Raw genomic sequence first — 25,405 nt, forward strand, 5'->3', positions numbered from 1 at the left:
AGCGGAGGGGCTTCGCTAATTTCCCTCCACGCGCTCGGTGACGAGGTTGATGAGCTCCTGCTTGGAATGGATGCCGAGCTTGCGGTAGATGGCCTTGGCGTACCACTGCACAGTGCCGAGGGCCAGATAGAGCACTTCTGAGATATGCCTCTGGCTGTTGCCGTGGGCGATGAGCGCCATGATCTCGGCCTCGCGCTCGGAAAGCCCCGCCTCGCGGGCCACCTCGGCGCAGGCCTCGTCGAAACTGGGATGCGCGTGGGGTGCCGGTCGGCCGCCGGCGCTGGCCGCCGGAACCCCTCCGGCATCCGCGCCGCCCTGCGCTCCGCCACCTGCTTCGCCCTGCATCCCGGCTTCCGGTTGAGCCGCTGCGCCGTCTGCGCCGCTCGTCGTGCCAGCCGCCACGCCGCTCCCGGCGCTTGCGATCGCCGCGCCTGCGAATGCGCCGCCCACACCGCCTGCGCCCGGGCCCTCCTCCTCGTCCGACTGGGCCAGGGCGCGCAGCTCGGCGGCCGTCAGGCGGTGGTTCGCGAAGGCGAGCACCGAGACGAGCACCACCATGGACATGAGGATAACTGCGGGCACCACGTCGCCCTCGGTCAGGCCGAGGCCGCTTATTACCTGGGGGAATACCAGGCGCTGCAGGGCAATGGGCAGCACCTTGAACACGATCATGCCGAGGCTCACCACCATGATGGGGGAGATGCGGTCGTTCTTCACGAAGCGGAACATGATGAGGTAGGCGAGCACCTCGAAGCAGTTTAGCGCGCCGTGGGTGATGCCGAGTCCCAGGTAGGAGGCTGGCCCCTGCAGCCCGATGATCATCATGGCCCCGAGCAGGAACAGACCTGCGGCGGGAATCCACGTGTTGCGGTAGCCCTGCTCGAGGCTGGCGCCGCGGCGCGCGGACACCAGGCAGTAGGCCATGACGCCGGCGATGCAGGCGCAGCGCACGAGCAGCTCGCCGAAGGGAACTTCCTTATCCAGGTTGAAGTAGAGCCCTGTGACCACGCGACCGCCGATGAGCAGCACGGCGAGCAGCCCGAGAAGCGCGAAGGGCGCGTGGCGCAGGGCAGCCGCCTCGTGGCTGTAGGCGGCCGCAGGTGCGCGGTCCGGCTTCACGAGGAACCAGCACAGGCCGGAGAGGGCGGTCGAGGTTGCGCACAGGGCCATGCGGCCTTCGACGGGCAGGAAGTTTCCCATGGTGAGCGCCGCATACCCGATGGCCGAGCCGAACAGCAGCACCATGGTCTGGCGCGCCTCGGTGCGGGCGAGGGTCATGATCCAGCAGAGCATGAGGGCCACGTAGCTGACGGACAGCACGAAGGTGACGACGAGCGCGAAGGGCAGCGAGTAGTGGCCGACGGCGAGGGCCGCCGCCAGAAGCCCGTAGCCGGCAAGCCCCGAGAGCACGAGGGCCAGCATGACGCCGCGATGGCCCTCGACGAGCCGCTCGAGGGGCCGGCGCGCCACAGCCGCTGCGAGGAAGAGCGCAAGGCAGAACCCCAGCAGCGTTTCGTTGGCATGGGAGTAGGCGCGGGCCTCGGGGAAGAACCCCGGAATCATCCCCGGCGGGAAGAACACCCAGCTGAAGATAAGCCCCACCATGGCCAGGGCGAACTGGCCCCCTCGCAGCGTGCGCACGATCTCATCCCCTTGATGCATCTGATGCCCGGCACCCCCGGGCGTCGCGAATGTAGCTAGGGGCATTCTAACCGAAAGGACGGGAAGGGGAAACGGAATGCCCGCTGGTTCGCAACGGGTCCCCTGGTGCGCCGCGCCAGCGCCTTGCACGGCAAGAAAGGATAGGTGAACAGGCAATACCCTCGCTTCCCCCTGCTTTTATGGGGTCGTGGAAGGGGGAGGGGGATGCCGATTTCCCCATGAAACATGAGGTGATTTCCGAAGGCCCGCGAGCCACAATCGAAGCGCCCCGAGAAACAAGAGGAAAAGAGCAAGTCGGGGCACCCGGCGCGAGAGAAGCCGGGGAAGACGAGGAAGGAAGGGACGCATTATGAAGGCACGGAAAATGATGGTCGCCGTGGCGACGCTGGCGCTGATGGGCGCCATCGCGTGCGTGGCCGCCGCATGCAGCCCGAGCACCGAGTCGCTGAGCCAGACCGGCGGCGATTGGGATGCGGTGGTGGCCGAGCATCCGGACGACCCCTATGTGGCGAGCTACGAGGCGGAGGACCCCTCCACGCTCATCACCATGCACAAGAAGCTGGGCAACACCTGCGAGAGCTGCCACGACGATGCCGTCATGAAGGAGGTGGGCAACTTCACCGAGCTGGTGGGTCCCTCCGAGAACACCATCGCCACGCGCGAGTTCTGCCTGAACGACGGCTGCCACAGCTGGGAGAAGATCGTGGACACCACGGTGCTCGACGGCGACAAGACCATCTACAACCCCGAGGGCACGTACAACGTGCACGACAACCACCGCGGCGATGTTGACTGCGGCGAGTGCCACTCCATGCACGGCCAGCCGACGCTGAACTGCGTGGAATGCCACTACATGGACCTGCCCGAGGGCTGGGACGGCTTCGAGTAGGAACGCACGGAAGGAAGGGAACTATCATGACGCAAGAACTCTCTCGCCGCAGCTTCCTGCTCGGCTCCACCACCCTGGGCGCCGCCGCCCTGGCCGCAAGCGCCCTGGGGCTCGCCCCCGAGGTCGCCCATGCCGACGAGGCCGACGAGGCCGCCCCGGCCGGCAATGTGAGCGCCACTTACGACTGCGACTTCGTGGTGTGCGGCAGCGGCACCACCGGCCTGTGCGCGGCCACCCGCGCCGCCGAGCTGGGCGCCAAGGTCATCCTCGTGGACGTGAACACGGAAAACGGCATCGGCGGCAACTCCCGCTACGTGGAGAACATCGGCAACGTGGCCATGGGCACCGACAACGCGCTGGAGAACGTGGGCGCGGCCGACCACTACTACGACGGACTGGCCTCCTACCACCGCTATGCAAGCAACGCCATCGTCACGCGGCGCTACGCCGACGATGGCGAGAAGGTGCGCGCCTGGACCACCGACTTCCAGGGTGTCACCTACAACGAGAAGGGCAAGTACGACCACGGCGAGGACGGCACCTCCGGCGGCCTGAACGCCATCTACACCATGTACCAGCTGGCCCAGGACTTGGGCGTGCAGTTCCTCTTCGACGCCCGCGCCTACCAGCTGCTCACCAACGAGGTCGGCGCGGTGACCGGCGTGCTGTGCAAGAGCCGCACCGGCGAGATCACCCAGGTGAACGCTAAGGCCGTGGACTTGTGCACCGGCGGCTTCGCGGCCAACAAGGAAATGTTCGAGCACTACACCAACGTGCCCTACGACTGCGTCATCCCCCGCGGCTCCATGGGCACCCAGCGCGGCGACGGCCTGAACATGGGCCTCGAGCTGGGCGCGCTGCTGCACCACCCCGAGGCGATCAACTACTGCAGCTGGATTCTGCCCGGCCACTACAACAAGGGCGCGCTCACCGTATGCGGCGTGAACCAGGCCGACGAGATCTTCCTGAACCAGGATGGCCGCCGTTTCTGCGATGAGAGCGTCATCAAGGACTGGACGCTGTCCGGCAACATTGGCTCCCAGCAGCAACACGTCTTCGCCGTGATCGACCAGGCCTTCGTCGACAAGATCATGGCCGAGGGCGTCGTCACCCGCCGTGCCAACTACTTCGAGCCCGGCGAGCCGGTGCCCCACTTCCAGGAGGAGATCGACGCGGCCATCGTCCGCGACAACCCACGCGTGTTCAAAGCCGACACCATCGAGGAGCTCGCCGAGATGCTGGGCATGGAGCCCGCTGCCCTGAAGGCCGAGGTGGACAAGTACAACGGCTACTGCGACGGCGGCTACGACCACGACTTCCTGAAGGCGCCGGAGTTCCTGCGCAAGATGGACACGCCGCCCTTCTACGGCTTCCGCTGCCTGCTGGCCTTCTACAACACCGTAGGCGGCCTGAAGGTGGACGAGTACGCCCGCGTCATCCGCGACGACTTCAAGCCAATTCCCGGTCTGTACGCCGGCGGCTCCGATGCCGGCGCCCTGTTCGGCCCCTACTACGACGTGTCCTGCGCGCCCGGCTCCACCCAGCTGTGGGCCCGTGTGTCGGGTTACTGGGCGGCCGACCACGCCGTGAACGAGTACTTCCCCACGCTGTAGCTCCCCAAGCGATCCCTGCGCCGTCCTCGGGCGGCGCAGTCGCATAGCTTTGGCCGTCGACCCTTCCCCCTCCCCTCATCGACGGCCTCCGCGCGTCCCGCCGGCGCTTCCCCGTAAGCCGGCGGGACGCGCGCGTTTGGGGCGCTGGGGAGGGGCGCATCTGCCCGAGGCTTCGCGGGCTGCTTCTGCGGCCGGGTTTTTCGCGGCCAGGTACTGGGTTGCCGTGGCCGCTGCGTCCACCGCGCCCGAACCGCCTACCCTTTAAGCGCTGCTTCCCAGGTGGCTTCCTTGAAGCCGGGGATGACGGTGGCGTCGGTCACGAGGAGGGGGCGCTTCACGAGCATGCCGTTGGTGGCGAGCAGGGCGTACTGCTCCTCCTCGGACAGGTCGGGCAGCTTCTTCGACAACTCCATCTCGCGGTAGAGCATGCCGCTCGTGTTGAAGAAGCGCTTGAGCGGCAACCCACTGCGCTCGTGCCAGCGCCGCAGCTCGTCGGCGGTGGGGTTGTCGGTCACGATGTCGCGATCGGCGTAAGTCACGCCCTGCGCATCCAGCCATTTCTTCGCCTTCTGGCAGGTGGAGCACTTCGGATACTCCAGGAACAGAACGGTATCGGCCATGGGGTTCTCCTCATTCCGGCTTCTATTAGGAGCAAAATTATAGTCTTCTGGCGGCCTATCCTGCGAGAGACGGTCGTCAATTTTCTCATGCCTGTGAATCTCTTTATAAGTGTAGATAATCGATGATAAAAGACTTGCAAAAGTGCTAAAATTAGCAAAATGAAGACTTACAAAAGTGTAATTCCGCTGGTGCAGAAAAGTGGAAGGTGGTGATAGCATGTTCAGGCGCAAGGCCTTTAAGGCTCTGGAACGGTGGCGGGAGCAGGAAGGCAAGACGGCGCTTCTCGTGACTGGAGCGCGCCAGATTGGCAAGAGCTACCTGGTGGAACATATGGGCCGCACGTCTTTCTCGCATATGGTGGAGATCAACCTCTACGAGGACAAGATCGCCAAGCAGGCTCTGGCCGAGGCAGTGGATGCCGAGGATCTCATCACCCGCATTGGCCTTATCGCCTCTGTCCCCCTGGTGCCTGGTGAAACTCTTATCTTCATCGACGAGATACAGGAGCTTCCCGATCTTATGACCATGGTGAAGTTCCTCGTGCAAGACGGTCGTTACTCCTATGCGTTCTCTGGTTCAATGCTGGGAACCGAGCTGAGGCATGTGCGCTCGTACCCTGTCGGATTCGTCACCGAAGTTACCATGTTCCCGATGGACTTCGAAGAGTTCTGCTGGGCGGTAGGCGTGAGCGACAACGCCCTTGCAACGGTGAGGGAATGCTGCGTCGGACGCATCGCAGTGCCCGACTTTCTGCACGAGCGGTTTCTTGCGCATTTCCGGGGCTACATGGTGGTGGGAGGGATGCCAGCGGCGGTTCAAACATTCATCGATTCCCGAGGCGATCTGGCTGCTGTTCGCGCGTTGCAGGAGGCTTTGGGGGCGGCTTATGTGAGCGACATCACGAAATATGCTGGCCGGGAGGCCCCGAACGTGCGAGCTATTTTCGAGCAGCTGCCCTTGCAGCTGGATGCGAAGTCGGTGCGCTTTCGGTTGAACTCCCTTGAACCCAAGGCACGGTACGAGAAATTCCGGCTCGATTTCAACTGGCTCGTTTCGGCCCATGTGGCTCTGAAGTGCAACGTTGTGGGCGACCCGCGGTCGCCTCTTCAGGCTACGGAGAAAGCTTCCAGCTTCAAACTGTACCAGTCCGACACGGGTATGCTAGTGAGTCGCTACCCGTTTTCCCTAGCTCGCGACATTTACCTCGATCGTCGCGAGCCGAATCTGGGCCCGTTGTTCGAAAACGCATTTGCTCAGGCGCTTACAAGCTGCGGTCGCCCGCTGTTCTACTATATGAACCGCAAGCGCGGGGAGGTGGACTTTCTCACCGAAGATGGTCGGGGTAGGGTGATTCCCATCGAGGTGAAATCGGGAAGGAGCCCGCGCGCCCACGCGGCCCTCGATGCGTTGCTGGCGAACTCGTCCTACGGCATCCCGAGGGGCTATGTATTCTCCCGATTGAATGTGGAAGTGCAGGACAAGGTCGTGAATCTGCCGTGGTACGCCACGCTTTGCCTTGCCGAGGCGTTGGGACTAGAAGGCGAGGTGGCGCTTGGGGCCAATGAGGAGTCTTTCAAGATCGTGCTGCCATCCGTCTAGCGTTTACCGAGGGCTTTTGAGGCGATTTGCAGGTGCAGTCAACAGAGAGCCACGGCCGTCAGGTTTTGCTTGAGGCGGCCGCAGAATGGAGGTTTCGGTGTGCCACCGGTTTGAGATGGTGAGTGGGGAAGAGGCCGATGCGGTGGTGGATTGGCTGTACGCGGTGCGCCGGGCGGTGGCGCTCGGGGTGGGTGCGGCGTCGGTGGCACCGCTGTCGTTCGGGCGTCCGGCCGAGGTTCCGCTTGGGGCCATCGACTGCTATCCCGGCGCGGAGAGCCCGGTCGTCATCGCGGAGGGCGATGAACTTGCGCGCGCCGATCTGGCCTGGGGCGTGGAAGTACCCTGGAAGCGAGGGCTTGTGTTCAACGCGCGCATCGAGTCGGCGCTGGGCGGCTCGGGCATGTGGCACGAGGCCATGGAGCAGGCCCGCTGCATCGTGCCGGTGCACGCCTTCTATGAGACGCGGAACGTGGACGCGCCTTCGGGTCGACGCCCCCAGTACCGGTTCTCTGCCCGCGGAAGCGAGGCATTGCTGCTGGCTGGCCTGCGCCTGGGCGACCGCTTCGTGCTGGTAACCTGCGAGCCCGATGCCGTGGTGGGCGCGGTGCACACGCGCATGCCGCTCTCGCTCACGGCCCCGGAGGCGCTCGCGTGGCTGAACGCCGCCGCCGACGCCCGCGCTCTGCTCGCCCGCCACGTGCCTATCCCCCTTGCCTCCGAGGAGGAGCCCATGCCCGCGAAGGCGCCGGAGCGTCCCGCCGACCCCGACCAGCTGTCGCTGTTCTAGGAGGCGTCGGGCCGGGGGCTCATGAGGTGCTCCACGCTGTGGAGCGTCATGGATCCCAGCAGCTGGGCGGCCTCCTCCACAGGGATCACCTTCCCCGCCCGCACCCACTGGCGGTAGCATTCCAGGGCCATGTTGCGGATGAGTGCACACACCAGCTCTTCGCTGTCGGAGTCAATTTCCTCGCGCCAGAACAACTCGTCGGCGAAGGCGCGGTAGCGATTCATCTGGGTGGCGTAGATGCGCTCGCCGAAGTCGTAGAAACTCGGCGAGCAAACGAGCCGCTCGATCATGGGCGGCTGGGCGGCGAGGTAGCGGAAGAACCGCCGGGCGTGGCCGTCCATATCCCACGGATCGTCGGGGGTCTTCTCGTAATAGGCGAAGAACTCGTCCATGATGCCGTTCATGATCTCATCGTAGAAGGCCTCGATGGTCTCGTAGTGCAGGTAGAAGGTCTTGCGGTTGATGCCGGCGCGGTCGGTGAGGGCCTTCACGGTGATCTTGTCGAGGGTCGTCTCGGCAATCAGCTCCTCGAAGGCCCCGCGCAGCGCCGCGCGCGTGCGCACGACGCGCAGATCGCTTTTCCTGTCGACCATCGTTCCCTCCTCGCGGCCCCTCTTCTTCTCGTATTCCGTATCTTAGCGGGTCGAATGCTGTTTCGACGACTGCGTTTATGCCCACATTCCCAAAAGTGGGGTATAAGCCCCGCACCCTCTCAAATGGGCAGTGATTTCGCTGTTGACGCTTCGTAGACTGCACCCAGGAACCGCCGCTGGCCCTGGGGAAAGAGCGAGCGGCCAAAGAAGGGTACGAGAAGAGCAGGAGGATACCATGGAGCAGAAACCGAGGGGCGGCGCGCTCAGCCGTCGCAGCTTCCTGAAAACCGCTGCCGCCGTCGGTGCGGCCGGCTTTGCGGGCTCGAGTCTGGCGGGTATCGCCGAGGCCGCCGGCGAAGGATCTGCGGGGGCAACCGGCGAGACCCAAGCCTTTACCTATCACAACGAGCATTGCCTGTGCAACTGCATGCTCCAGTGCACCGTGCGCGACGGGCGACTCGCGATGATCCAGCCGCGGCCCAACGAGGACCACCGTTTCCAGAACGTGTGCCTGAAGGGCCTTTCCGAGGTGCAGAACATCTACGGCGAGGCGCGCATCCAGCGCCCCATGAAGCGCGTGGGCGAGCGGGGAAGCGGCGAGTTCGAGGCCATCAGCTGGGAGGAGGCCTTCCAGATGATCGCCGAGAACTTCAAGGCCATCCAGGACAAGTACGGCAAGGACGCCCTGTGGATCCAGTTCTCCACCGAGGCATCGCAGCGCTTCCCACCGCTTCTGGCGAGCGTGCTGGGTGCCCAGGCCGGCGGCATGAACGGCTACGACATGGGCCAGGGCAACGGGCAGATCATGGCCTTCTCGCCGTGGATCGGCATGTTCGCGCAGAACACCATTTGGGAGTGGCCCGAGGCCGCCGTGGTCATTCTGGCCAACACGAACCTGGTGGAGACGAGCCTCACCTGGTCGCGCGGCATGCTTGACGCCCAGGAGGCGGGCACGAAGTTCATCTGCCTGGATCCGCGCTTCAGCCCCACGGCGGGCAAGGCCGACCAGTGGGTGAACCTGCGGGCCGGCACCGACCCGGCGTTCTTCCTCGGCATGACGAAGTACATTTTGGACGAGGACCTGTTCGACCGCGAGCACGTGCTCGCCCACACGTCGCTGCCGTTCCTCATCGATGCGGAGACGGGCGCGTGCCTTGTGGACGTGACGCCGGGCACCGACCCCGAGACCGGCGAGCCGGTGGAGTTGAAGACCTTCTACGTGTGGGACGAGAACGCGAACGCGGCGGTGCCCCAGGAGACCGAGGGGGTTACGGCTGCCCTGGAGGGCGAGTTCACCGTTAACGGCAAGCGCTACCTCACCCAGTTCACGCGCCTGCGGAAGGACATGGAGCCCTACACCTTGGAATGGACGGCCGCCACCTGCGACATTCCCGCCGATGTGGTGGCCGACGTGGCGACCCAGTACGCGGCCGGCCCCTCCATCATCGACAACGGCGTGGGCGGCATCGACAAGTTCGGCAACAACGACATCGCCGGCCACTGCTATGCGCTCATCGCCTCGCTCACGGGCAACTACGGCAAGCGCGGAACCGGTTGCGGCATCTACGGCTACCATGTGACGCCCTACGAGGCGCACCTGGGTGCCTGGCCGCTCCCCGAGGGCATGGCGCCGGCGCCCAGCCCCCAGGGCTTCTACGATGTGGTCAAAGGCGACACCATTCACGGCGCGATGTTCTTCGGCGACATTCCCACCCAGAAGGCCGCGAACTGGAACAAGACCCTGGAGTGGATCGACTCGCTCGACTTCGTGTGCCTGGCCGACATCTACCACAGCTCGGTGACCGACTTCGTCGATCTGGTGCTGCCCTCGTGCAGCAAGTTCGAGTGCGCCGATGCCGTGGGCGGCATCAAGTGCGCGAACGCCCACATCCTGGCCAACCTGAAGGCGCTCGACCCGCTGTTCGAGAGCAAGTCGGATTTCTACATCGAGAAGGGCATCGCCGAGGCCATGGGGTTGGGAGATCTGTTCCCGGCCGATGGCGAGGAATATGCGCGGGCTCTTTTGACCACCGACGACCCGCAAGTGGCCGGCTTTACCTTGGAGAAGCTCCAGGAGGCCGGGGGAGCTTTGCGCCTCATCGGGTCGGAGGACCTCATCGCGCCCGAAGTGGGCTTCACCTACGGAACGGCGTCGGGCAAGCAGGAGCCCTACTACGAGGCGATGCTGGAGTTCGGCCAGGCGTTCCCCGCGTGGGAGCAGCCGTGCGAGGCCTATCCGGAAAACCCGCTGCGCGAGAAGTACCCGCTGCAGTTCAACCAGGCCCGTTCCCGCTTCCGCGTGCACTCGGCCTATTCAGGTGCGAAGTGGATTCAGGAAGTGAGCGAGCCCCACATCGAGCTGAACCCGGTGGATGCCGCTGCCCGCGGCCTGGAGGACGGCGACGCGGTGGAGGTGTTCAACGACCGCGGCTCCTTCCGCACGGTGCTGCGGCTGAACGAGGCGGTGCGCCCCGAGAGCGCCTTCATGGTGGAGAGCACCTACCGCCAGTACCTGGACGGCACCATTATGCAGGCGGTGTCCAACGACACGCTGAACGAGCGCGGCTACGCGCTGCCCTTCGGCCCCATGATTCCCTACAACGACACCCTCATCGAGATCAAGAAAGCTGGTGAGTAGCCATGACGAAGCTTGCCATCGGCATCAACCTGCGTCGCTGCATTGGTTGCAACACCTGTGCGGTGGCCTGCAAGATGCAGAACAACGTGCCCGACGGAATGCTGTGGAACCGGGTGCTGACCGAGGGCTGCGAGCAGTTCGACGGCGCCGAGGGCGTCTACCCGCACCTCACGCGCACCTATCTGCCCCTGGCGTGCCAGCACTGCGAGAACCCGGCCTGCGAGCGCGTGTGCCCCACCGGCGCCACCTACAAGGATGACTTGGGTCGCGTGGAGATCGACTACGACAAGTGCATCGGCTGCCGTATGTGCATGGCCGCCTGCCCCTACAACGCCCGCGTCTTCAACTGGAATGAGCCGGCGCGCGCCACGGGGGCGGCCTATGGGGATGCGCGGGTGCCCGAGCGCAGCCGCGGCGTGATGGAGAAGTGCACCCTGTGCAAGGAGCGCACCGACGAGGGCGAGGTGCCCATGTGCGTGCACTGCTGCCCCGGTGACGCGCGCATTTTCGGCGATCTGGACGACCCTGATTCCGCCGTATCGCGCCTGCGCCGCGAGGGCAGCGCCGAGGTTCTGCTGGAAGATAAGGGCACGCGCCCGCAGGTTTTCTACGTTCGCTAGGGGGACGGTGCTATGACTTCGTTGATGAAAAATCCGCTTGTCGTCGGGTCGGGCGTGCTGGCCCTCGTGGGTGCCGGCGTGTACGTCTACCAGCTGATGTTCGGACTCGGCATAACCGGCATGAACAACTCCACGAGTTGGGGGCTCTACCTCACCTGCTTCATGTTCTTCGTCGGCCTTTCCGCCGGCGGCCTTATTGTTGCTTCGTCGGCCTCCATCTTCGGCATTAAGAAGTACAAGGCCGTGGCGCTGCCGGCCGTCATCCTGTCGCTCGTGTGCATCTGCTGCGCGGGAATCTGCGTGCTCGTGGATCTCGGCGGCATCCAGCGCATCTGGCGCATGGTGACGGGGCTGAACTTCATGTCGCCCCTGGCCTGGGACATGATTGTCATCACGCTGTACCTGGTCATTAATTTGCTGTACCTGTACTTCATGACGTCCGCGAAGGCCGATCCGGCGAAGGTGGCGGTGGTGTCGCGCTTCGCGCTGCCGGTGGCCATCCTCGTGCACTCCGTGACCGCGTGGATCTTCGGTTTGGAAATTGCCCGCGAGGCCTGGCACACCGCTATTCTGGCGCCCATCTTCGTGGCCTCGGCGCTCGACTCGGGCCTGGCCTTGCTGGTGCTGGCGCTGCTCGGCCTGCGAGCGCGCGGGGTGTTCCAGACGGCCAATGAGCTGATCACGAGCCTGGCGGGACTGTTGTGCACCTGCATCGCCGTGGACGCCTACTTCATCGGCTGCGAGATCCTCACGACGGCCTACAACGGCACCGAGGGCGGTCTGGCGGTGCTGAACACGCTGCTTGCCGGCGGCACGGCCCCCTTCTTCTGGTTCGAGGTGATGTGCGGTCTGGTGATTCCCTTCTGCCTGCTCGTGTTCGCGAAGAACCGCCGCAGCATGAAGATCGTGGGTGTGGCATCTGCGCTCGTGGTGGCCGGCGTGTTCTGCAAGCGCTGCTGGCTCATGTTCACCGGGTTCGCCGTGCCCAACATCGTCGGTGGCCCGGGCATTACCCTGGGCACCACGGCTGCCCAGGCGGCAGGCGCGCCCGATATGTGGTCGGTAATGGGCGCATACGCGCCTACGGTACCGGAGGTCGTGCTGACCGTGGGCATCTTCGCCCTGGGCGTGTGCGCGTTCACAGTGCTCTGCCAGAAGCTGCTGGGGAAGTAGCAAGCTCCTCCTCGGGGAGCGCTTGCTGGGGCAGCGTCGGCGACGGGCTGGCAACGGTCTGGTGAGGAATGGCCATTCACCTGGGGCGATGGCTTCGCAGGTCTTCTACAATCAGGGGAAACGTCTCGATTTCCCCGAAGGAGGACCGTCGCCCATGGCTGCTTCCTCACCCGCTTCCTCTTCCTCTTCCGCACCTGTTCCCGCACCCGCCGTCGGCTCTGCCGCGGCGGGTGCGAGGCCGTCGGAGGGCGGCTTGCACGGCCGCGCCCTGGCCCTCGTGTTCTTCGGGTTGCTGCTGGCCATGTTCATCAGCTCGCTGTCGGAGACCATCGCCTCAACGGCGCTGCCCACTATTGTGGGCGACCTGAACGGCGTGGAAATCATGCAGTGGGTCTCCACCGCCTACATTCTGGCGTCTACCGTCACGATGCCCGTGTACGGAAAGCTGGGGGACCTTATCGGCCGCAAGCATTTGCTGATGAGCGCGCTTGCCCTGTACGCGGCGGGCAAGGTGCTCTGCGGCGTGGCGGTGAACATGGAGATGCTCATCGGCGGCCGTCTCATTTCGGGGTTGGGCGGAGGCGGCCTCATCATTCTGTCCCAGGCGACGCTGTCCGACGTGGTGCCCCCGCGCAAGCTCGGTACCTACATGGGCGTTATCGGCGCGGTGTTCGCGGTATCGAACGTGCTGGGGCCGCTTATGGGCGGCTGGTTCGTGCAGGTGACGGGCTGGCGGTGGATCTTCTGGTTCACCGTGCCCATCGCCCTTCTGGCGGTAGCGGTGCTCGGATTCACCCTGCCGCGCGACGAGCGGCCCTTGGGGCACACGCCCCTCGATTGGCCGGGCATGATGGCCATGACCGTGTCCGTTACCTCGCTGGTGCTGGCTATGGCCTGGGGCGGCACGCTGTTCGCCTGGGGCAGCTGGCAGTTCCTCGGTCTTGTGGCGCTCGCGATCGCGGCGGCAGTTGCCTTCGTGCTGGTGGAGCGCCGCGCTGCGCAGCCCATCATTCCCCTCGGGCTGTTCCGCAACCGCAATTTCGTGCTCTGCTCCATCACGGGGCTGTTCTTGAATATCAGCTTCATGGGCGCGCTCAACTACCTGCCCACGTATTTCCAGATCGTGGACAATCTCTCGCCCGAGGTGGCGGGACTGGTGTGCACGGCTACGAGTGTGGGCATCCTCATCACCTCGACGGTCACCGGCTGGGTCGCGTCGAAGACGGGCCGCTACAAGGGCATGCTCGTGGCAATGTGCGTGGTGAGCACGGTGGGGCTCTTGTTGCTGTCGCGCCTGGCCGTGCACGAGCCCCTCTGGATTCCCGTGGCGTACCTGTTCGTGCTCGGGTTTGGCATGGGGCTCGGCATGCAGCTTCTGGTGCTCGTCGTGCAGAACGAGTTCCCGCACGCCATGGTGGGCACCGCCACGGCGGCGAACAACTTCTTCCGGCAGATCGGCGCCTCGGTGGGCACGGCGTTGGTGGGGGCGCTGTTCACGGCACGGCTCACGGCCGATGTGGCGGGGAAGCTCTCGCATGTGGACAACTTGTCGCTTGCCACGCTCACCCCCCAGGTGGTGGACAAGCTGCCCGCCAGCGCCCAGGCGGTTATCTCGGCCGGCTACTCCGATGCGCTGCTGCCGCTGTTCCTCTGGTTCGTGCCGCTGATGCTCGCCTGCCTGGTGATGATGCTCATGCTGAAGCGCCACCCTCTGGCCACCACCATCAACCACGGCGGTCAGGGGAAAGGGCAGCATTAGACGCGCGGGTTCCCCTGCTAGAAGAGGTTCAGAGGAGAAAGCGCCTCTGTGTCCCGCAATAAGGCCAGCGAGAAGTATTTTTTCAGCTAGACTACCTTCCTGTAAAGAACAAATGTTTGTGTTCAAAGGAGGGGATCATGGGAACGCTGAAATGTTGCCCCCAAGTGCTTTCGGCATCGCGGCAGGCGCGTAGTCAGGAGGTTCAGCAGCGCGTGCGGGATGCGGTGGCCTCCCTGGCGGAAGAGGGGAGGGTGCCCTCGTTCTACCAGGTAGCCCAGCGGGCGCAGGTGTCTCGCAGCACCTTGTACCGCAATCCTGTCCTTCGGGGGCTGGTGGAACACGCCCGAGTCGAGGTGGCCGGTCGTTTGGGGGAGACGAGCAGCCGCTGGGAGGAGGATGGCAGCTTCACAGAGAGCCCCTTGACGGCCTCGCGCTGTCTCGCCTGCGAGCTTCCCCGTTTTCTCTACGGCGTCTGCCTTCTTGAAGGAACAGCTGCGGCCGATGGTGGAGGATAGGTACGCTTTCGCCCCCCCAGCTGGCGGCAGATAGGCGTCCCGACATCCTGAAGGTGATAGCGCAGATGGCGAGGTCGAAGGCGATGCCCGTTCTGCGACACTGTTCGCAGGCTGCTGAACGAGAGTGCTTGCCTGCGCTGCCGTGGCCCTTGCGCAATGAAGCGCAAGGGCCCGTTGCCGGCTATCGGGATGCCGCGGGGCCGTGACCATGGCCCGACGGGCGTGGCTTGTCATCGTTGCGATCGCGAGCGAACAGATAGGCGGCCAGAAGCCCCACCACCACGATGGCCGTGCCGATGGCGCAGACGGCCTTCAGATGAATGGCCGGAATGCCCACGAGCATGCCGATGATGTAGGGCACGAGCCACAGCAGCCACACGACGGTGCTGAAGGTATGGAAGCGACGGCGCGCCTGCTGGCTGCCGCGCAGATAGGTGAAAGTGGCCCACAGCGCGTGCACGATCATGAGCACGATGGCCAGCGCGCCGGTAAGGCCGTGGATACCGAAGCCAGTGGCGTTCGATTGGCTGGCGATGTTGCTCATGATGAGGGTGCCAGTGGTGTCGCAGACAAGACCCGCCCAGAACAGCAGGACGTACTTCAAGTTAAGCGAACCGTGACGGCGTTCACCGAAAACGCCCCACGTATAGAAGAGGAGTGCCAGCGAAATAGCCACGGTGGAAACAATAAGCTCGGGGGACATGAGGCTCCTTTCTCAGATGAAGGCATAAGAGCGCCAGGCATCTATCATGAACATTGTTCATTAATGAACAATGTTCATGATAGGAGCAACGGACAGCGAGGGCAAGGGCGATTGTGCGGATTCGCAAGGTTTTCACGGACTTGTTACGTCTCGGACATTCATAATGAGCACTGTTCATGTTGGCATGCTGGAAAGGACAGGTCATGGGGAATCGCCCTGTTATCAGCAAAGATCAGATTTTGGATGCGGCCTACGAGATTGCAACCACGCAGGGCTTGGGCGCGCTGAGCATTCGAGCTGTTGCGACGGCGTGCGGGGTGGCGGTGGGCACGGTGTACAACTCGTACCCCACGAAGTCCGATTTGGTCAACGACGTCGTGGGCCGGTTCTGGCAACGGGCTCTTTCTGGCTGCATGGGTACGGCGAATGGGGGCGAGGAGGCGGAGAGTACTAGCAGCCCTGGCCTGGGCAGCTCGACAGAGTTCGAGTGCGATGACTTTGTAGCGTTTTGCCAGCAGCTGTCCGGTGAGGTAAGTCAGGCCCTGGAGGAGTTCCGATCCGATTTCCTCGAGGGGCTTACCGCGCTCGGGTCTTACGATTTGGCCGGGGCGCGCCGTCGCGAGGCGGCGAGTTTCGCCCATGTGCGTCAAGGATTGCAGATGGCGCTCATGCGCGATCCTGCCATATGCCACGAGAAGCTCGTGGGCGCGCTTTCCCCCGATCGTGTGTGCGATCTTGTGTGGGAGACCATGGTGGATGCCGCGCGCCGCAAAAAGCCCCTCGACGAGACGTTGTTCGCTCTGCTGCGCGACGCACTGTACAGCTAGGGCGATTCCCACGCCTGCTGGCACGTTCTGCTCAGAGAACGCTGGCGGGGTAACCCCATTTCGCCCGCTCAGGTGCCGGAAAGGTGCGCTGCCGCCGCTCAGGCACTGGCGATATCGAAGTGGGTGTTGGAGAACACGTTCAGGTTCAAGCTGTTCATCAGGTGCTTCAGAGCGGCCTGGGCCTTCACGGAGTTACCGGCATCGTCGAGCGGCGGCGCGAAGGCGCACACGCCGAAGAGCCCCGGCATGACGCCGATGACGGCACCGCCTACGCCGGTCTTTGCGGGCAGGCCCGTGGTGTAGAGCCAGTCGCCCGAGTGCTCGTAGAAGCCGACGGAGCTCATGAGCGCCACGATCTTCGGGGAGATGGAGGCGTCGAATACGCGCTTTTTGGTAACCGGGTTCACGCCGTCGGCGGCGATGGTGGCCGCCGAGACGGCCAGCTGCTCGGCGGTCACGCCGAGCGAGCACTGGCGCGTGTACAGGTCGAGTGCCATCGTGGGGTCGTCGTAGAGGCGGTCGTACTCGCGCAGCAGCCACGCGATGGAGCGGTTCTCGAAGTTCGTGGCCGACTCCGAGCGGTACAGCTCGTCGATGAGCACGGGCTCGCTGCCTAAGAGCGCAGTCATGTTGTCGAAGATGGCCTTCCACTTGCCTTCTGCGTCGCCGTGAGGATCCACGAGCGAGCAGGCCGCGATAGCCCCGGCATTGACGAGCGGCGTGGAAGGCCGATCGTTTTCCAGCAAGATGGCGAAGATGGAGTTAAAGGGAAGCCCCGTGGCGTCGGCGCCGATGTCGTTTAGGACGGTCTTTGTGCCGGCTTGCTCCATGGCGAGAATGGCTGTGTGCACCTTCGAGACCGATTCGATGCCGAGCCGGTAGTCGGTGTCGCCGACGGAGACGATACGTCCGTCGGGCAAGCACAGGCTGATGCCGAACAAGTTGGAGTCGATGTTTGCCAGATAGGGAATGTAGTGCGCATTCTGGCCGCCCGTCACGCCTTTGCAGGCGTTGTAGGCATCGCGGACGGCACTGCTGATTTGGTCGAATGAAAGCGTGGTAACCATGGCGGTTCTCCTTCAAAGCGCGAACAACCCCATGGTACGCCGCCTTCCCCGCCACCGGCGATACACCTCGCCCCTCGTTGGCAAACTGTGGGATGAGGTGTTTTCTCACTGGCGGTCGAAGTAGTCGCGGTCGGTAAGGTAGTAGGTGCGGATGTAGCCGGCGGGGGAGACTACGACGAACTCGCCGGTGCTCTCCAGGAAGTAGAGGTCGTCGCCGTCTTCGGCTTGCAGTTTGTGGAGCGAGTCGGGGTTGGCGATGACGGAGTTGGCGGCGGCAAGGTATTCCTCGGCGGTGTCGCATCCGGTTTCCCAGCCGTGCTTCTTGAAATGCTGCTGCAGCTTCTCGTCGGTTCGGAACGTGAGATGCGATGTGGCTTCCGCAGTGGCTGTATCGTGGGAGGGTGTGCCTTGGCTCTCCCCGGGGGTAAAGCCGCAGCCCGGCAAGCACAGGAGGACCGCCAGCCCCAAGGAGATGAGCGCTCGTGCCGTGCGTCTGACGACGGCTGCGCTGCCGAGGGGGAATCGGGGGCGGCACGCTAGAGTGGCTACGCTGTGACTTCGAGATCTCATGAATGGAGGCCGAACCTTTCCGAGCGCATTGTTCGCTGGTCTTTGGATTGTACTGCAGGTGCAAGAGCCGGCTTTCTGCCATGCTACAATGTTTCCCACTGTTTCCGCTGGCGTTGAAGGAGGTCCTCTGTGGTAGAAATCGCCGATCTTCGCGGTTGCGCTCCGAGCGGCCTTTTCTATGGCGGCCGAGCGGGGCAGAATGGGGGTATCCTCCCGCTTCTGTAGGTGAGACGTGCCAACTGTTCTACAATGGCTACCAATCCTATCGGCCGCCCCGCGGAAAGGCTTCTATGAACGATATTCAGGGCGTTTTGTTCGATGCTGACGGCACGCTGATCGACACCTATGACATCATTCTCGCCTCTATGCGCTACGCCATCAACGATGTGCTGGGGCGTGATTTGTCCGATGACGCGCTCATGGCCGGCGTCGGTACGCCTCTGCGCGATCAGATGGTCGGCTTTGCGGAAGGTGACGAGGCGCTGGCCGAGCATTTGCTGACGACCTACCGCGAGCACAACGTGGCCGTGCACGACGCGCAGGTGCGGGCCTTCCCCGATACGCGGGCGGCCCTTGAGCGCATGCGGGCCGCGGGCATTCCGATGGCGGTGGTCACGTCGAAGCGCCACGCCCTGGCCGAGCGGGGTTTGGCCATGAGCGGCATCGCCGAGTTCTTCCCCGTGCTCATCGGCCCCGACGACTGGCCCGAGCACAAGCCGGCGCCCGGGCCGCTGCTGCGTACCTGCGAGCTCATGGGGCTCGATCCGACTCGCTGCCTCTATGTGGGCGACAGCCCCTTCGACATCCAGGCCGGCAACGCCGCTGGCTGCACCACCGTGGCCGCCCTTTGGGGCATGTTCCCCGCCGAGGCGCTCGCCGCCGAAAATCCCACGATGATGTGTGAATCGCTGAGCGTGATGGTGGAGCGCCTGTCGATTTGAGGGCGTCCTATCGCTGCCAGTGCTTCAAGTGAGGGACGATAACACCCATGAACGAGGCGATCTATTCCTGCGACATGCCGGTCGCCTCCATGAGGAAAGGGGTCGTTTTCTCGACCAGCTCGTCCTCGTCCTGGTACACGAACCGGCCGCCCCTCTTCGTTCGCGACAAGGATGGCTTGGCACGCTCCTCTCGCTTCGGCTAATTTTATATTTATGATAAGATTAGCCGAAGCACCAGGAAGGAGCCCCTGTGAACTACATTACACGTGATATCGAGAACGAGTTTCTCGCCTATGCCTCAGAGTTTCCCATTGTGCTCCTTACAGGTATGCGGCAGTGCGGGAAATCAACCATGCTCAACCATTTAGCTAAGGACGGTCGCGCTACTGTGAGCTTGGACGACCTGCAGGAGCGTGCTCTCGCGCAAAGCGATCCTCAGCTGTTCCTGCAACTTCACGAGCCTCCCCTTATCATTGACGAAGTCCAGTATGCTCCCCAGCTTTTTCCCTATTTGAAAATCTATGCCGACAATCACCCCGATGTGTGCGGGGCCTTCTGGCTTACGGGATCGCAGCCTTTTCCCCTCATGAAGCTTGCGGGGGAGTCGCTCGCGGGGCGGGCTGGCATCCTCCACATGCTGCCTCTCTCCCAGCATGAGCTGTACGGAAGCGGCCCCCTTGGCCGTCTCGAAATCGCCATACCGTCGCTTAAGGAGAGGCTTGCCGACCAAACTCCCGCCACGCTCCCTCAAATATATGAGCGCATTTTTCGCGGGTGGATGCCGGCGGTGGCAAACGGACGCACGCCCAACGTCGACCACTTCTATCGCAGCTATATGCAAACGTATATTGAGCGTGATGTGCGCGATTTGGACGGCTCGGCTAACGTACTGGAGTTCTCTCGGTTCATGGCGGCCGTGGCTGCGCAAACCGGGCAGCTGCTCAATATAGAATCTCTCGCGCGGGACGTGGGCATTCCTCGCGCCAAGGCTCAGGAATGGCTTGGCATTCTTCAGCAGTCGGACATCGTTTTCCTCTTGCAGCCATACTCGAATAATGCGATGAAGCGCGCCGTCAAAACGCCCAAGCTCTATTTCAATGACACTGGACTCGCAGCGTGGCTGGGACGGTGGAGCTCGCCGGAAACATTAGAGGTAGGAGCGTTCTCGGGGCAAATCCTTGAGAACTACGTGGTGAGCGAAATCATGAAGACGCTTGCCAACAGCGGCGATGTTGCCAAGCTTTGGTTCTACCGCGATCGCGATGCCAAGGAGATTGACGCAGTGCTCGAGCGCGATGGCGTCCTGCATCCTATCGAAATCAAGCGGAGTGCCAACCCGCAACGAAAGGATATCAGCGCGTTTTCGGTTTTAGCGAAGTCGTCGTTGGGCCTTGGCATGGGGATGCTCGTTTGCCTGTCCGAACATCTTGGAGCCTTAGACGAAAACTGTCTGATTGTTCCTGCGTGGGGCCTCTGATCTTCTCGCTCCCCTAAAATCCCAGCACTTCGCCGACGTTGGCGGTGATGCAGAGGTCGGCTGTGGCGTCGCGCGGGGTGGGGGTGCGGTTGATGATGGCCACGTGATCGCCTTCGAAGTAGTCGATGAGGCCGGCGGCCGGGTACACGGCCAGGCTTGTGCCGGCAATTACGAGCAGGTCGGCGTGGGCGATGGCCTGCACGGCGCCGAGCACCGTGGTGTCATTCAGCGGTTCCTCGTACAGCACCACGTCGGGCTTCACGATGCCGTCGCAGTGCGGGCATCGCGGCACGCCGTCGGGCGCCTGCTCGCGCAGGGCCAGCAGCTCTTCCACTGTGAAAGGCGCGCGGCAGTCCATACAGAAGTTTCGCAGCACGCTGCCGTGGAGCTCCCACACGGTGTGGCTGCCAGCTTTCTGGTGCAGCCCGTCGATGTTCTGGGTCACCACGGCCGAGAGCGTTCCCGCCTGCTCCAGCTCGGCCAGCTTGCGGTGAGCGGCGTTCGGCTCGGCGTCCAGCGCCAGCATGCGGTCGCAGTAGAAGTCGTAGAACTCTCGCGGATGGGCGTCGAAGAAGCTGCGTGACACCATGGTCTCGGGCGGGTAGGGGTACTGCTGCGCGTACAGCCCGTCGGCGCTGCGGAAGTCGGGGATGCCGCTTTCCGTGGACACGCCCGCGCCCCCAAAGAACACCATGCGCCCTGGTGCGCATGCGCGAATCCACGCACGCAGCTGCTCGATATCGTCTCGGGATTGATCGTCTGCGGTCATGCGGCCTCCTTTATCGGGTACTTGCATGGTACTACGGCAGAAGCTATGTTCGGCTTTGCGTCGGCTACAGTCCCAACTCGGTTTCTCCCCACTGCTTCATGGCCAGAAGGATCGGCACGAAGCTTTTGCCTTGGGGCGTAAGAGTGTACTCGACGCGCGGGGGCACCTCGCCGAAGTCGGTGCGCATGAGGAAGCCGTCCTCGACCAGCTCTTTGAGCTGCTTGGAGAGTGTCGATTCGGAGATGTTGCCGATGCAGCGGCGCAGCTGTCCGAAGTGGCGCACGTCCTTCAAAGCGACGTAGAAGAGAATCTCGATCTTCCACTTTCCGCCGATCATGCGCTGGATGGTAGAGACCGACCGGCAGCGTTCGACCTCCTCGCCGCGTCTTTGCGCCATGGGCTCCTCCTTCGTGCACTACAGAAAAAGACAGTACTTCACGGTTCGTAGCTCTTCTCCCATGATAGCAGCATATAGCGGGGCTGCCGGTGAGCAGCCGAAAGGAAAGGAAGCGAGCCATGCACTACACGGGAACTATCTGGCGGCCGCCCTACGAGGCCGATTCGCTCATCATCGAGGCAACGGCGGGATGCACCCACCATGCCTGCAAGTTCTGCACGCTTTACGCCGATTTGCCGTTCAAGTTCAGGCCATCCCCAATCGAGCATATCGAGGCCGACCTGTTGGAAGCGCAGACCTGGTATCACGATCCGCTGCGCAAGGCCGAGGAGCGGCTCTTCGAAACGCGCCGGGCAAGCTGCGAGCGCATTTTTCTGGCGGGGGCGAATCCCTTCGGGCTCAAAGCGAAGGGGCTGCTTGAGATAGCCGGCCTGGTGCACGAGTACTTTCCGGAATGCCGAAGCATCGGGTGCTTCTCCCGCATAACCGACGTGGTGCGCAAGACCGACGAGGAACTGGCTGAGCTCGCGGCAGCCGGCTATGATGGGCTTACCCTGGGGATCGAGACGGGAGACGACGATGCGCTCGCGTTCATGCACAAGGGGCACGCGGCCCGCGACATCGTTGAGCAGTGCGCCCGGCTCGATACGGCAGGCATTTCCTACGCCTTCTTCTACCTGGTGGGCATTGCGGGGAAGGGGCGCGGCCTTGAGAGCGCTCGGCGCACGGCCGCCGTGGTGAACTGCACGCGCCCCTGGCTTATCGGTGTCAATATGCTCACGGTATACGAGAACTCCGAGCTGTACCGGGAAATCGTTGCCGGCAACTGGCAGGAGGCGACCGAGGTGGAGAAGTACGAGGAGGCGAAGGAGCTGGTGGGCGCCCTTACCGTGCCGACCGAGTTCGCTATGCTCGGCGCCTCCAACCCGGTGATGTTTCAAGGCCGCCTGCCCGAGCAGCGGGAGCAGATCATCACGGCTCTCGACACCGTCATTACCGAGATCGGCGAGGAGCGCCTGCGAAGCTATCGCACGAACCTTCGGCACTTGTAAGCGGCTTTGCTCGTGGCGAGTTTCTCGAAAGACCTGTGCCTGAGATGAGCCCTTGTCCCATCCCGTGCTCCCCTGACAGAACAGTAAACGACAGTAAAAAATGCGAGAAACAGTAAACGACAGTAAAACTTCGGTCGCGCTGCGTTCGAGGAGGCGCTTACTTCCCCTGTTCGCGGTGCAAAAGCGCGTCGGCGCCGTAGAGGCGGATTGGGGCGCCGTCGATCTCGTTTACCTCGCCGAGGTGCTCCCACCCGCATTTCTCGTAGAACCCTACGAGGTCGGTAACCAGGTACAGGCGATCATAGCCCATGGCGGACACCTCGGTGCGGGCGTGGTCGAGCAGGTGCCGCGCGAGGCCACGATGGCGATGCTCCTCCTCCACGTAGAGCGCGCAGAGGTTGGGGGCAAGATCGGGGCGGTCGTGGAAGTCGTTCTCGATAATGCCGCAGCCTGCGATGATGCGGCCCGACGCCGCATCATCGGCCCGCACGATGTACCACTGAGGCACGGCGGTGCCGCCTTGATCGCTCTCCTGCATGCTCTCCCGATAGGCCTCAACGGGAATGTCCCACTTGGAGGAGAACCATGCAGCCGCCTCCTCCGCCATCTCGGTATGCTCCGCCAGCCGCCAAATACGCCAGCCCATGGCTTCTCCCTTCTTACCAGTTTGTTCAAAGATGATAGCCTAACGGTCCGGTGCAACGCCCCGCAAGGATGCTGCAAATGAAATCACACTTCGCTCGCTCTGGACGATGGGACGTGCTCAGCGAACGCACAGTTTGGCAATGCCGTCGCATCGCTCCGTGTGCCAGGCAGTTTGCGTGACTGCGTCAGCCAGCTGCCGGTCGTGGGTGACGAGGAGAACCGCACCGGGGAAATCAGCGAGCATCCGTTGGAGCGCCTCGATGGAGCCCACGTCCAGGTGGTTGGTGGGCTCGTCCAGCACGAGGAAGTTCGGCTCTTGCACCAGCTGCTCGGCGAGCAGGAGCTTGCGCAGTTCGCCGGGGCTCATATCGTCGCCATCGAGCAGCCTGTCGGGGTCTGAGTTCAGCTGAGCCACAATGGAAAGGATGCGACCGCGCCGATCCGGGGATTGCTCGCGGAGTTGGCCCAGCGCGCGCTCGCGCTCGCCAACTCCGACGTCCTGGGGCACGAGGGCCACGCGGACGCTTTCGGGAGCCGATGCAAGTGCCGCGCGCACGACCAGGCTCTTGCCCGTGCCATTCTCGCCTGTCAGCACCACGTGCTCGGTCGGTCCGATCCAAAGCTCCGGCACCTCGATGGCGAACTCGCCCGCGCGCAGGGCCTTCGCTTCCAAGTGGGCCACGAACGGCGCTCGCGTTGCCTCGCCGAATACGCTGATGCGGTGCTCATAGCGCTTTGCGACGAACTGCTCCGCAAGAGCCCCTTCGGCTTGGGCGAGCCGCCGGTCCATGGTTGCCGAGAGCCTTCCCGCAACGCCGTCTTTTCCGGAGACGATGGCCCGCCCGATTTTCTCGCGGCCGTCGCTGTCGCCCTTGGCCAGGTTGCGCTTGCTCCGCCTGCCCCGTTGCCGGGCGGCCTCCTCGCTTCGACGTTGCGCCTCCGCTTTCAGGCGCTTTGCCTCATGTACGGCCTTCTCGCGCTGGCGAAGGGCGGAGGCCCTCTCGCTTTCCGCTTGGCAGCTGGCCTTCGAGTAGCCGCCCGGACGCATCACCCAGCGGCGATTCTCGCACACCAGGCTCTGGCCGACGAGGCTGTCCAGCAGATCGCGGTCGTGGGATATGAGGATGCCGATGCCACCGAAATTAGAAAGCGCTCCCTTCACAACGTCGCGCGTCACGGCATCTAAGTCGTTGGTCGGCTCGTCCATGACCAGCACGTCGGGACTCGTGAAGAGAGCGCAGGCGATTTGGAGTCGCTTCCGCTGGCCGCCCGAGAGCGTCTCGTAGCGCCAGAACCACTCGTCTTCCAAGTGCAAAAGCCGCCGGATACGTTGGCCGTCCTGACCCCAATCCGACGCGAGGTCGGCCAGGTTGGCCGGCGTTTGGGTGGAGTCCTGCTGGCAGTAGGCGGAGAACAGATGCGGGCTCACCGCTCCGGCATCGGGGCGAAGAAGGCGCGCGGCGATGCGGGCGAGGGTGCTCTTGCCGCATCCGTTGTCGCCGATGATGCCCGTCCAGCCAACGGGAAAGGTGGCGCTCACATCGGTAAGCGCGGGCGCAGTGCCGCCCGGATAGGTGTAGCTGATGGAGGTGAGATTCAGTTGCATGGCGAGCTCCTTGGGTAGGAGGCCGCGCCGAGGTGAGGCTCGCGGTATGCCGCGCCGAGGTGAGGCTCGCGGTATGTCGGTTCTGGGGAAGAAGAAGCAAAGGCGATGCGGCACCCTGAAAGCGCGACCGGGAATACGGAAATGGTCGAAGGGGCGCCCGAATGGGCATCGCTAGTTCTTCATCAAACCTAACCTAACTCGAAGCGAGGCTTGCCAAAGGCTCCGCTGAATGACAAGGTGCCACGATTATAGCATTCCACGACGAGGGCGGACCAGGTTTATGCGGGCATCTTGCGGCAGTCGAGGTTTGCGCGCAGCAACTTCTCTTGTTTTCGCAAACCTCCAGCAAGAACCGCCGGGCCCTCTGCCGCAAACGACCCCGTCATTCGGGGAGCTTGCAGACGTCTACCCAGGTGCCGCTGGTGATTTCCTCTAGCTCGGCGGGGGAAAGCTCGATGGCGCTGTTCGAGCTTCCGCAGGCGGGAAACACCGTGTCGAAGCGCCTGAGGGATTCGTCCAGGTAGATGTCGCATTCCTCGTTCACGCCGAAGGGGCACACGCCTCCCACCGCGTGGCCGATGCGCGCCTCGGCCTCGTCGGGACTCAGCATCTTCGGCTTTGTGGCGAACTGCGTCTTGAACTTCGGGTTGGCAATGCGGGCATCTCCCGCACATACCACCAGGGCAACGCGGTCGCCAACGGCGAAGGAGAGGGTCTTCGCGATCCGCGCGGACTCGCACCCCACGGCTGCGGCCGCCAGCTCCACCGTGGCGCTCGACGTGTCGAACTCCATCACCGCATCGGCCCTGCCGAACTTCGCAAGATGCTCTTTCGCCTTCTCCAGCGACATGATTTCCCCCTCCAGCTGCGCGTTACGTGCAA

The 25,405-nt window shown here is 63.6% G+C and carries 24 protein-coding genes; 13 read left to right on the top strand and 11 right to left on the bottom strand.

Annotated elements, in window-relative coordinates; all coding sequences use genetic code 11:
- Nucleotides 1-15 precede the first annotated feature (15 nt).
- Complete coding sequence (locus Q5064_RS00745; protein ID WP_302961406.1) at nt 16-1,641, bottom strand: helix-turn-helix transcriptional regulator; 1,626 nt, start codon at nt 1,639-1,641, stop codon at nt 16-18.
- A 370-nt stretch (nt 1,642-2,011) separates the two neighbouring features.
- Here Q5064_RS00745 and Q5064_RS00750 point away from each other — a divergent pair, with 370 nt between their 5' ends.
- Nucleotides 2,012-2,551, top strand: a complete 540-nt coding sequence (locus Q5064_RS00750; RefSeq protein WP_302961408.1) for a cytochrome c3 family protein — start codon at nt 2,012-2,014, stop codon at nt 2,549-2,551.
- 26 nt (nt 2,552-2,577) lie between these two features.
- Complete coding sequence (locus Q5064_RS00755) at nt 2,578-4,164, top strand: FAD-binding protein (protein WP_302961409.1); 1,587 nt, start codon at nt 2,578-2,580, stop codon at nt 4,162-4,164.
- Between the two features lie 254 nt (nt 4,165-4,418).
- Here Q5064_RS00755 and Q5064_RS00760 read toward each other — a convergent pair whose 3' ends face one another.
- On the bottom strand, nt 4,419-4,784 hold the full coding sequence (locus tag Q5064_RS00760; RefSeq protein WP_302961411.1) for an arsenate reductase family protein: 366 nt from the start codon (nt 4,782-4,784) through the stop codon (nt 4,419-4,421).
- Between the two features lie 217 nt (nt 4,785-5,001).
- Here Q5064_RS00760 and Q5064_RS00765 point away from each other — a divergent pair, with 217 nt between their 5' ends.
- The gene (locus Q5064_RS00765) at nt 5,002-6,384 is read left to right on the top strand and encodes an ATP-binding protein (protein WP_302961413.1); all 1,383 of its coding nucleotides are present in this window, start codon (nt 5,002-5,004) and stop codon (nt 6,382-6,384) included.
- A gap of 85 nt (nt 6,385-6,469) precedes the next feature.
- Nucleotides 6,470-7,171 (top strand): SOS response-associated peptidase family protein, encoded by a 702-nt coding sequence (locus Q5064_RS00770; RefSeq protein WP_302961414.1) that lies wholly within the window; start codon nt 6,470-6,472, stop codon nt 7,169-7,171.
- Here the strand turns inward: Q5064_RS00770 and Q5064_RS00775 are convergent.
- The gene (locus tag Q5064_RS00775) at nt 7,168-7,764 is read right to left on the bottom strand and encodes a TetR/AcrR family transcriptional regulator (protein ID WP_302961417.1); all 597 of its coding nucleotides are present in this window, start codon (nt 7,762-7,764) and stop codon (nt 7,168-7,170) included. The two genes, Q5064_RS00770 and Q5064_RS00775, sit on opposite strands and share 4 nt — an antisense overlap.
- A gap of 235 nt (nt 7,765-7,999) precedes the next feature.
- On the opposite strand from Q5064_RS00775, the gene Q5064_RS00780 reads away from it, so the two are divergent.
- From Q5064_RS00780 to Q5064_RS00800, 5 genes are all read left to right on the top strand, one after another.
- Nucleotides 8,000-10,402, top strand: coding sequence for a molybdopterin-dependent oxidoreductase (locus Q5064_RS00780; RefSeq protein ID WP_302961420.1), 2,403 nt, complete (start codon nt 8,000-8,002; stop codon nt 10,400-10,402).
- A 2-nt stretch (nt 10,403-10,404) separates the two neighbouring features.
- A complete protein-coding gene (locus tag Q5064_RS00785) occupies nt 10,405-11,022 on the top strand; it encodes a 4Fe-4S dicluster domain-containing protein (RefSeq protein WP_302961422.1) in 618 nt (205 codons plus the stop codon).
- A gap of 12 nt (nt 11,023-11,034) precedes the next feature.
- Nucleotides 11,035-12,195 carry an NrfD/PsrC family molybdoenzyme membrane anchor subunit gene (gene nrfD, locus Q5064_RS00790; protein WP_302961424.1) on the top strand — a complete coding sequence of 387 codons (1,161 nt, stop codon included), beginning with the start codon at nt 11,035-11,037 and terminating at the stop codon, nt 12,193-12,195.
- 154 nt (nt 12,196-12,349) lie between these two features.
- Nucleotides 12,350-13,954: an MDR family MFS transporter gene (locus tag Q5064_RS00795; RefSeq protein ID WP_302961426.1), complete on the top strand. Its 1,605-nt coding sequence runs from the start codon at nt 12,350-12,352 to the stop codon at nt 13,952-13,954.
- Nucleotides 13,955-14,091: 137 nt separating this feature from the next.
- Nucleotides 14,092-14,469: a hypothetical protein gene (locus Q5064_RS00800; RefSeq protein WP_302961428.1), complete on the top strand. Its 378-nt coding sequence runs from the start codon at nt 14,092-14,094 to the stop codon at nt 14,467-14,469.
- Nucleotides 14,470-14,650: 181 nt separating this feature from the next.
- Here Q5064_RS00800 and Q5064_RS00805 read toward each other — a convergent pair whose 3' ends face one another.
- The gene (locus tag Q5064_RS00805) at nt 14,651-15,172 is read right to left on the bottom strand and encodes an HsmA family protein (RefSeq protein WP_302961429.1); all 522 of its coding nucleotides are present in this window, start codon (nt 15,170-15,172) and stop codon (nt 14,651-14,653) included.
- 203 nt (nt 15,173-15,375) lie between these two features.
- On the opposite strand from Q5064_RS00805, the gene Q5064_RS00810 reads away from it, so the two are divergent.
- Nucleotides 15,376-15,999, top strand: coding sequence for a TetR/AcrR family transcriptional regulator (locus tag Q5064_RS00810; protein WP_302961431.1), 624 nt, complete (start codon nt 15,376-15,378; stop codon nt 15,997-15,999).
- 98 nt (nt 16,000-16,097) lie between these two features.
- On the opposite strand, the gene glsA is transcribed toward Q5064_RS00810, so the two are convergent.
- Together glsA and Q5064_RS00820 are read right to left on the bottom strand one after the other, a co-directional pair.
- Nucleotides 16,098-17,066 carry a glutaminase A gene (gene glsA / locus Q5064_RS00815; RefSeq protein WP_302961433.1) on the bottom strand — a complete coding sequence of 323 codons (969 nt, stop codon included), beginning with the start codon at nt 17,064-17,066 and terminating at the stop codon, nt 16,098-16,100.
- Nucleotides 17,067-17,171: 105 nt separating this feature from the next.
- Nucleotides 17,172-17,636 (bottom strand): hypothetical protein, encoded by a 465-nt coding sequence (locus Q5064_RS00820; RefSeq protein WP_302961434.1) that lies wholly within the window; start codon nt 17,634-17,636, stop codon nt 17,172-17,174.
- 290 nt (nt 17,637-17,926) lie between these two features.
- On the opposite strand from Q5064_RS00820, the gene Q5064_RS00825 reads away from it, so the two are divergent.
- On the top strand, nt 17,927-18,577 hold the full coding sequence (locus Q5064_RS00825; RefSeq protein ID WP_302961435.1) for an HAD family hydrolase: 651 nt from the start codon (nt 17,927-17,929) through the stop codon (nt 18,575-18,577).
- 250 nt (nt 18,578-18,827) lie between these two features.
- Nucleotides 18,828-20,054, top strand: coding sequence for an ATP-binding protein (locus Q5064_RS00830; protein ID WP_302961437.1), 1,227 nt, complete (start codon nt 18,828-18,830; stop codon nt 20,052-20,054).
- Between the two features lie 13 nt (nt 20,055-20,067).
- Here Q5064_RS00830 and Q5064_RS00835 read toward each other — a convergent pair whose 3' ends face one another.
- Both Q5064_RS00835 and Q5064_RS00840 read right to left on the bottom strand, forming a co-directional pair.
- Nucleotides 20,068-20,823, bottom strand: coding sequence for an NAD-dependent protein deacylase (locus tag Q5064_RS00835; protein ID WP_302961439.1), 756 nt, complete (start codon nt 20,821-20,823; stop codon nt 20,068-20,070).
- 64 nt (nt 20,824-20,887) lie between these two features.
- Entirely contained in the window at nt 20,888-21,220 is a 333-nt protein-coding gene (locus Q5064_RS00840; RefSeq protein WP_302961442.1) for a helix-turn-helix domain-containing protein, read from the bottom strand.
- A gap of 119 nt (nt 21,221-21,339) precedes the next feature.
- On the opposite strand from Q5064_RS00840, the gene Q5064_RS00845 reads away from it, so the two are divergent.
- Nucleotides 21,340-22,272 (top strand): radical SAM protein, encoded by a 933-nt coding sequence (locus Q5064_RS00845; RefSeq protein WP_302961443.1) that lies wholly within the window; start codon nt 21,340-21,342, stop codon nt 22,270-22,272.
- A gap of 157 nt (nt 22,273-22,429) precedes the next feature.
- Here Q5064_RS00845 and Q5064_RS00850 read toward each other — a convergent pair whose 3' ends face one another.
- The 3 genes from Q5064_RS00850 to Q5064_RS00860 form a co-directional block, all read right to left on the bottom strand.
- A complete protein-coding gene (locus Q5064_RS00850) occupies nt 22,430-22,918 on the bottom strand; it encodes a GNAT family N-acetyltransferase (RefSeq protein ID WP_302961444.1) in 489 nt (162 codons plus the stop codon).
- A gap of 117 nt (nt 22,919-23,035) precedes the next feature.
- The gene (locus Q5064_RS00855; protein WP_302961447.1) at nt 23,036-24,523 is read right to left on the bottom strand and encodes an ATP-binding cassette domain-containing protein; all 1,488 of its coding nucleotides are present in this window, start codon (nt 24,521-24,523) and stop codon (nt 23,036-23,038) included.
- Nucleotides 24,524-24,905: 382 nt separating this feature from the next.
- Nucleotides 24,906-25,373 carry a YbaK/EbsC family protein gene (locus tag Q5064_RS00860; protein WP_302961449.1) on the bottom strand — a complete coding sequence of 156 codons (468 nt, stop codon included), beginning with the start codon at nt 25,371-25,373 and terminating at the stop codon, nt 24,906-24,908.
- Nucleotides 25,374-25,405 lie beyond the last annotated feature (32 nt).

The sequence above is a fragment of the uncultured Adlercreutzia sp. genome (genome assembly GCF_958431955.1).
GTDB lineage: Bacteria > Actinomycetota > Coriobacteriia > Coriobacteriales > Eggerthellaceae > Adlercreutzia.

Bases quoted from the DNA above. Each gene is read 5' to 3' on its own strand.
- Q5064_RS00750 (WP_302961408.1), top strand. From the start codon at position 2,012: ATGAAGGCACGGAAAATGATGGTCGCCGTGGCGACGCTGGCGCTGATG.
- Q5064_RS00755 (WP_302961409.1), top strand. From the start codon at position 2,578: ATGACGCAAGAACTCTCTCGCCGCAGCTTCCTGCTCGGCTCCACCACC.
- Q5064_RS00760 (WP_302961411.1), bottom strand. From the start codon at position 4,784: ATGGCCGATACCGTTCTGTTCCTGGAGTATCCGAAGTGCTCCACCTGC.
- Q5064_RS00765 (WP_302961413.1), top strand. From the start codon at position 5,002: ATGTTCAGGCGCAAGGCCTTTAAGGCTCTGGAACGGTGGCGGGAGCAG.
- Q5064_RS00770 (WP_302961414.1), top strand. From the start codon at position 6,470: ATGGAGGTTTCGGTGTGCCACCGGTTTGAGATGGTGAGTGGGGAAGAG.
- Q5064_RS00775 (WP_302961417.1), bottom strand. From the start codon at position 7,764: ATGGTCGACAGGAAAAGCGATCTGCGCGTCGTGCGCACGCGCGCGGCG.
- Q5064_RS00780 (WP_302961420.1), top strand. From the start codon at position 8,000: ATGGAGCAGAAACCGAGGGGCGGCGCGCTCAGCCGTCGCAGCTTCCTG.
- Q5064_RS00785 (WP_302961422.1), top strand. From the start codon at position 10,405: ATGACGAAGCTTGCCATCGGCATCAACCTGCGTCGCTGCATTGGTTGC.
- nrfD (WP_302961424.1), top strand. From the start codon at position 11,035: ATGACTTCGTTGATGAAAAATCCGCTTGTCGTCGGGTCGGGCGTGCTG.
- Q5064_RS00795 (WP_302961426.1), top strand. From the start codon at position 12,350: ATGGCTGCTTCCTCACCCGCTTCCTCTTCCTCTTCCGCACCTGTTCCC.
- Q5064_RS00800 (WP_302961428.1), top strand. From the start codon at position 14,092: ATGGGAACGCTGAAATGTTGCCCCCAAGTGCTTTCGGCATCGCGGCAG.
- Q5064_RS00805 (WP_302961429.1), bottom strand. From the start codon at position 15,172: ATGTCCCCCGAGCTTATTGTTTCCACCGTGGCTATTTCGCTGGCACTC.
- Q5064_RS00810 (WP_302961431.1), top strand. From the start codon at position 15,376: ATGGGGAATCGCCCTGTTATCAGCAAAGATCAGATTTTGGATGCGGCC.
- glsA (WP_302961433.1), bottom strand. From the start codon at position 17,066: ATGGTTACCACGCTTTCATTCGACCAAATCAGCAGTGCCGTCCGCGAT.
- Q5064_RS00820 (WP_302961434.1), bottom strand. From the start codon at position 17,636: ATGAGATCTCGAAGTCACAGCGTAGCCACTCTAGCGTGCCGCCCCCGA.
- Q5064_RS00825 (WP_302961435.1), top strand. From the start codon at position 17,927: ATGAACGATATTCAGGGCGTTTTGTTCGATGCTGACGGCACGCTGATC.
- Q5064_RS00835 (WP_302961439.1), bottom strand. From the start codon at position 20,823: ATGACCGCAGACGATCAATCCCGAGACGATATCGAGCAGCTGCGTGCG.
- Q5064_RS00840 (WP_302961442.1), bottom strand. From the start codon at position 21,220: ATGGCGCAAAGACGCGGCGAGGAGGTCGAACGCTGCCGGTCGGTCTCT.
- Q5064_RS00845 (WP_302961443.1), top strand. From the start codon at position 21,340: ATGCACTACACGGGAACTATCTGGCGGCCGCCCTACGAGGCCGATTCG.
- Q5064_RS00850 (WP_302961444.1), bottom strand. From the start codon at position 22,918: ATGGGCTGGCGTATTTGGCGGCTGGCGGAGCATACCGAGATGGCGGAG.
- Q5064_RS00855 (WP_302961447.1), bottom strand. From the start codon at position 24,523: ATGCAACTGAATCTCACCTCCATCAGCTACACCTATCCGGGCGGCACT.
- Q5064_RS00860 (WP_302961449.1), bottom strand. From the start codon at position 25,373: ATGTCGCTGGAGAAGGCGAAAGAGCATCTTGCGAAGTTCGGCAGGGCC.